Below are 5,999 nucleotides of genomic sequence, written 5' to 3' on the forward strand. Positions count from 1 at the left end.
ATTCACATCAACGGGGTGGCGTTCTTCGGCCCGGTGCTGTCGCGGATCCCGCGCGGCGAGGAGGCCGGCAAGCTGTGGGACGCGTCGGTGACCTTCGCGTCGTACCCGCACTTCTGGGAGCTCAAGCGCACCCGCACCGAGTCGCCGGAGTTCGACTGAGGCGCTAGTCGTCGCGGCGTAGGCATGCTCTGCCAGAATGACCGCCATGCGCGTCTACCTGGGCTCTGACCATGCGGGCTTCGAACTCAAGAGCGAAATCATCGAGCACCTCAAGAAGGCCGGGCACGAGCCCATCGACTGCGGCGCCTACGTCTACGACGCCGAGGACGACTACCCGGCGTTCTGCATCGCCGCGGCGCTCAAGACCGTCGGGGACAACGAGAGCCTCGGCATCGTCATCGGCGGCTCGGGCAACGGCGAGCAGATCGCCGCGAACAAGGTGCCTGGTGCCCGGTGTGCGCTGGCATGGAGCACCGAGACGGCCTCGCTGGCGCGCCAGCACAACAACGCGCAGGTGATGGGAATCGGTGCCCGCATGCACACCGTGCCCGAGGCGCTGGAGATCGTCGACGCATTCCTGGATGCCGAGTGGTCGAAAGCTGAACGCCACCAACGCCGTATCGACATCTTGAAGAAGTACGAAGAGACCCATGTCCCGCCGCCAGTCCCGGGACCACCGGCCGCGGATGCCTGAAGGTCACACGCTTCACCGGCTGGCTCGGCTGCATCAGCGCAAGTTCGGCCGTGCGCCCGTCATCGTCTCAAGCCCGCAGGGCCGCTTCGCCGACGGGGCGGCCGCCGTCAACGGGCGGGTACTGAAGAAGGCCAGCGCGTGGGGCAAGCATCTGTTCCACCACTACGAGGGCGGCCGCGTCGTGCATGTGCACCTCGGCCTGTACGGAAAGTTCAGTGAGGTCGAGCTGCCGATGCCGCTGCCGGTCGGACAGGTGCGAATGCGGATGGTCGGTGCCGACTTCGGCAGCGACCTCCGCGGACCGACGGTGTGCGATTTGATCGACCAGGCTGAGGTCGACGACGTGATCGCCCGGCTCGGCCCGGATCCCCTGCGACGCGATGCGGACGGCTCGCTGGCATGGGCGCGAATCACCAAGTCGCGCAGGCCGATCGGTGCGTTGCTGATGGACCAGACGGTGATCGCGGGCGTCGGCAACGTGTATCGCAACGAGCTGCTGTTCCGTCATCGCATCGACCCGTACCGATTGGGTGTGAATATCGATGCGGACGAGTTCGACGCGATGTGGACCGATCTCGTCGCGTTGATGGCGATCGGGTTGCGCCGCGGCAAGATCATCACGATCGATCGCGAAGACGATCGTGGACTGCCGTCCTATGCGCCAGGCCGGCCGCGGACCTGGGTTTACCGCCGCGCCGGTGAGCCGTGCCGAGTCTGCGGCACGGAGATCCGAACAGCCCTGCTCGAGGGTCGCAACCTGTTCTGGTGCCCGACCGACCAGACGTAGCGGTCCCGTTCTCGGTGAGCAGACGCAAATGGCCCCAATTTGCGGCGTGTCGGGGACCTTTTGCGTCCCCCTACCTTCGGTGTGGGCCCAGCTCGCGCTAAAAAATCGGCCCGCACTCAGCGACAATCGGCGGGTGGAACTCATCCTCGTCGTCGTCGGAGCCATCGTCGTCACCGCCATGGCGCATCGGCGCGGACTGGAACCCGCCCTGATCATCGTCGTCATCGGCATCGCCGTGTCGTTCCTGCCGGGATTCGAAGCACCTGAGCTGGATTCGCACATCTTGCTGTCGGTCGTCTTGCCGCCGCTGCTGTACTCGGCTGCTTTGGACTTCTCGTTCCCGACCTTCCTGCGCAACATCCGCCCGATCCTCGGCTTGGGCGTCGGCCTGGTCGTCGTGACGGCGTTTGCGGTGGCGTTGGTGTCGTCGTGGTTGGTAGTGGTGCCGCTGACGTTCGGCGCCGCGCTAGTGCTGGGCGCGATCGTGGCGCCGCCCGACGCCGTCACCGCCGTAGCCGTGGGCCGCAAACTCGGCCTACCGAAGAAGGTGATGGCGATCCTGACGGGCGAGAGCCTGATCAACGACGCGGCGGCGCTGACGTTGTTCTCCGTGGCGGTGGCCCAGGTCGCAGGCACGCACACCTTCATCGAAAACCCGTTCCTGCTCTTCGGGTACAGCGCCACCGTCGGGCCCTTGGTCGGGGCGGCGCTGGGCTATGTGACGTTGTGGATTCGACGGCGACTGGCCAACCCCGGTTTGGAGACGGTGCAGGGGTTAGTGGTCCCGTTCGCGGCGTTCATCTGCGCCGAGGAGATCCATGCAACGGGCGTGCTGGCGGTCGTCGTCGCCGGCTTCGTCGTCGGCAACGGGACGCTGGGCGCGGGATATCAGACCCGGCTGCAGGAGCGGCATGTATGGAACTCCGTCGACGTGCTGCTGGAAGCGTTCGTGTTCGCCTACATCGGACTGCATCTGCGGTTCGTGCTGGAGGATCTGCGCGAGACGCATGAGTCGCTGACGCAGGTGGCCGGCGCGTCGGCGATCGTGCTGCTGATCGTCCTGGTGATCCGGCCACTGTCGGTGATCGCGATGTTCGGCCGCAACAAGTTGTCGTCGCACGTGGAGAGCCGCCTCAGTGTGCCGGTCCCGTCACGTGGTGGCCGCGGGGCGCTGGGCACGCGTCGGCGGGACAAACCGCAGGGCAAGTGGCGATCGCGGATCGACCGCCGACCGTTGACGTGGCAGGAAAGCGTCGTCGTCTCGTGGACCGGAATGCGCGGGGTGGTGACTTTGGCTGCGGCAGCGGCGATTCCGGCGACCACGATAAGCGGTGAGCCGTTTCCCGAGCGGTCGATGATTCAGGCGATCGCGTTCGTGGTGAGCGTCGGCACCTTGTTGATCCAGGGGTGGACGTTGCCGCTGCTGATCAAACGACTGCGCGTATCCAGGTTCACCGACGACCACGCCGCCGACCGCGAGGAGGAACTGAAGGCTGAACGGCTCGTGCACGACGCCGCCGACGCAGTGTTGGCCGAGTTCCGGGCGAATCCGCCGGAAGGGATGGACCCACGTGTGCTGGCCGAGATCCGTGCGGTCGTCGCTCGGCACTCACAGGACGCCGACGAGATGCCCGATCCCGATGCGCACACGAAGCGGTCCGAAGTGTTCTCAGCGCTGTATCGCGATGTGCTTGCGGCGCAACGGGCTGTGCTGATCGAGGAGCGGGATTCGGGCCGCATCGAGGACGAAGCCGTGCGCGCGATGCTGGAACGGCTCGACCTTCAGGAGGCCGGCGTGTCAGCGCGACTGGAGAGCCGGCTCTGACTTCTTTTGTGCGGCGGCGGGTCTAGAAGCCGCCGAAGTCTCCACCGAAATCGCCGCCACCGAAATCGCCGCCGCCCCAGCCGCCGCCGTCGCCGCCGCCCCAGCTGTCGCCACCCCAGCCACCGCCGTCGCCACCCATGTCGCCGCCGTCGCCACCCATGTCGCCGCCGCCGTCGCCGTAGTCGCCGCCGTCCTGTCCGGCGTCCAAGCCGTCGGCGTAACCGTCGCCGTACCCGTTTTCAAAGCCTTGCGCGTCGTAGCCGACTCCGCCCATGCCTGAGAACAATGCGCTGAACAGGAACACTGAGCCCACGCCCCAGGCGCCGGCGACCAACGCAGGTTTCCACCACGGCTCGGAGTACCAGCCGGCCGGAACGGGACGGCCCGCGACGCGACCGCCGGGGTAATAGTTCGGCGTGCGCTCGGTCGGGTTGGGTGAGGCCTCGATCTGGCGGCCCTCGAAGTCGACGCGCCGGTCCTCAGTGACGACGCCTGCCGACTTCTGCCCACTGAGCAGCTCGAGCTCCGGCCCGGGGTCCATGCCCATCGCGGTGCGGGCGGCGCGCACGTAGTAGAGCCCCTCCATGGCGCTTTCCTTGGCGAGCAGCGCCTGCTTGGCGGTGGTGGCCTGGTCGATTTGTGCGCCGGCGGCGTTGAACCGCTCCGATGCGTCGGCGATGGCCTGCTTGGACGCGTCGTCGGTGCCGGACAAGTTGAGAACTTGGCCGCCCAGGCGGTCGATGACTCTGCGGGCGTCCGCCTTGGCGTCAGCCAGGGAGGTGGCGTTTCGGTTGGCCGTGTTGCGCGACGCGTTCCACACAACCAGGCCGATCGCGCCGACAACGACAAGAATGAGCACCAGCAATAAGCCGTCCATGGCGACCAGGGTACTCACAGGAAAGCGCGGATTCGGGCCCGCGAACTACTGGCGGGTTACGCCCACAGAGGAGTAGACCTCGTTGGAGAGCGCGACGCTACGCGGGTCAGCGTTGCACTTTGTGGCGTCGAAGCGGTTCATGACGTAGGCGTAGCCGATGCGGTGTTCGAGGTCGACGAAGCCGAAACTTCCGCCTGATCCGCCGTGACCGAAGATCTTTGTGTTGGGGGCGTTCAATCCGCGTTGGTTGAGCATGTAGCCCAGGCCCCAGCCGTGGTCGGCGACGCGCGGGCCGAGGACAAGGTCAGTGTCGAGGCCGCCCTGTGAGATTCGGCATTTCTCCATGTGCTCGTAGCTGAGGATCTTGCCGTGAGCGAGCGCGTTGTAGAACGTCGCAAGCCCGAGTGCAGAGACGTGGGCGTTGGTGGACGGGAATTCGGCTGCGCGCCAAGCGGTGATGTCGGATGTGCCGAGTTCGTCATCGGGGATGAAGCCGATCGCGACGGAGAATGCGGCCATCGGGTGCTCATCGATGGTCGTCGGGTAGCCGGGCGCGTTGCCATTGGTGAGGACGTCACGGATGTGGGGCTTGTTGACCATGTCGGCGCAGCGGTGGTGCTCGCTTGGCGGTAGGCCGATGTGGACGTCGATGCCGAGGGGCTCGGCGATTTCCTTGCGGAGGTACTCGCCGAGCGTGCGTCCGCTGACGCGGCGGACGATCTCGCCGAGCAGGAAGCCGAAGCTGCACATGTGATAGCCCTGCGCGATGCCGGGTTCCCACCAAGGTTCAGCGGTTTCGAGGTGTTCGCAGACAGTGTCCCAGTCGAGAGTCTGCTCGGGCGCGAGTCTTGTGCGGGGGCCGATGACGCCGGAGCGATGGCCCAGCACCATGGCGACGGTGATGTCTTGCTTTCCAGCTTTGGCGAATTCGGGCCAGTACTCGGCGACGGGGGAGTCGAGGTCTAGTTCGCCGCGATCAGCGAGTAGGTGAATGCAGGTACTAGTCAGAGCTTTTGAGCCAGAGAAGATGCTGACGAGGGTGTGCTGCTGCCAGGGATTTTTGGTGGTTGCTTTGGCGGTGCCGCCCCAGAGGTTGACGGCGAGTTGGCCGTCGACCCACACGGCGACAGCGGCGCCGACCTCGTTGCGTTCTTGGAAGTTGGTTTCGAAGGCATCTCTTACGCGCTGGAATTTTGGCGCGCAAGAGCCGTTGACGGTGACTCGCGGACGGTCGTTCACGAGCCTCCTGACGGCGATGGCCGTGGTTTGGCCCGAAGCGCTGATCGTATGGGCGCGGCCTGTTAAGACTGCCCGTCAGAGGCTGAGAGTCGGTTGCGGTTCGGTTGCGATTCGGCTCTGACGCCAAAAGCTATTCGGCGGTGTTGGCTGATTTGTCGCGGCTGTGCTGAAAGAAGAAGGGCGCGACAGAAGCGAGGACTCGATCTGCGAGCGAGGCCGATCGCCTCTGGAGGCCTTGGCACGTGTCTAGTAGGAGCCGATCGCTCAACGCCGAGCGTTAAGCCGCTTTCGTACGGCATGCCTTAAGAAGAAGCCTCCCGGCGAAGTCATGGCGTTTGCGTGACAATCTCCGGCAACGGTGACGGACGCGAGAGCGGTCCGCGCACGCGCTTCATCGCCGGACCAGACGACAGCAGCCAAGATCAGTTAGAGCCGAGGTCAATACGCAACAGCGCGGCCAATGGGCCGAGTCTGCGTATCCCATCGACGTAGTTTTATTGAATTTAAAAAACCGCCGTACAAAATCCAGCTAACTGGGTACTTTTTACTCAGTCGGGGACAAAGTAAACGGAGGGGA

5 protein-coding genes and 1 pseudogene are annotated in these 5,999 nt (G+C 65.3%); 4 read left to right on the top strand and 2 right to left on the bottom strand.

Annotated elements, in window-relative coordinates; all coding sequences use genetic code 11:
• The 4 genes and pseudogenes from QOJ24_RS16550 to QOJ24_RS16565 all read left to right on the top strand — a co-directional run.
• Positions 1-159, top strand: a pseudogene (locus QOJ24_RS16550) (Rv2466c family mycothiol-dependent reductase); the annotation flags it as partial.
• 46 nt (positions 160-205) lie between these two features.
• On the top strand, positions 206-694 hold the full coding sequence (locus QOJ24_RS16555) for a ribose-5-phosphate isomerase (RefSeq protein ID WP_526263085.1): 489 nt from the start codon (positions 206-208) through the stop codon (positions 692-694).
• Positions 687-1,481 (top strand): Fpg/Nei family DNA glycosylase, encoded by a 795-nt coding sequence (locus tag QOJ24_RS16560; protein WP_526263087.1) that lies wholly within the window; start codon positions 687-689, stop codon positions 1,479-1,481. Before QOJ24_RS16555 ends, QOJ24_RS16560 begins: the two co-directional genes overlap by 8 nt.
• Positions 1,482-1,614: 133 nt before the next feature.
• Entirely contained in the window at positions 1,615-3,306 is a 1,692-nt protein-coding gene (locus tag QOJ24_RS16565) for a cation:proton antiporter (protein WP_526263089.1), read from the top strand.
• Positions 3,307-3,328: 22 nt separating this feature from the next.
• On the opposite strand, the gene QOJ24_RS16570 is transcribed toward QOJ24_RS16565, so the two are convergent.
• Both QOJ24_RS16570 and QOJ24_RS16575 read right to left on the bottom strand, forming a co-directional pair.
• Entirely contained in the window at positions 3,329-4,183 is an 855-nt protein-coding gene (locus QOJ24_RS16570) for a DUF1542 domain-containing protein (protein WP_526263091.1), read from the bottom strand.
• Between the two features lie 45 nt (positions 4,184-4,228).
• On the bottom strand, positions 4,229-5,422 hold the full coding sequence (locus QOJ24_RS16575; protein WP_526263093.1) for a serine hydrolase domain-containing protein: 1,194 nt from the start codon (positions 5,420-5,422) through the stop codon (positions 4,229-4,231).
• Between the last annotated feature and the right edge of the window lie 577 nt (positions 5,423-5,999).

Source organism: Mycobacterium sp. (genome assembly GCF_032159775.1).
Classification (GTDB): domain Bacteria; phylum Actinomycetota; class Actinomycetes; order Mycobacteriales; family Mycobacteriaceae; genus Mycobacterium.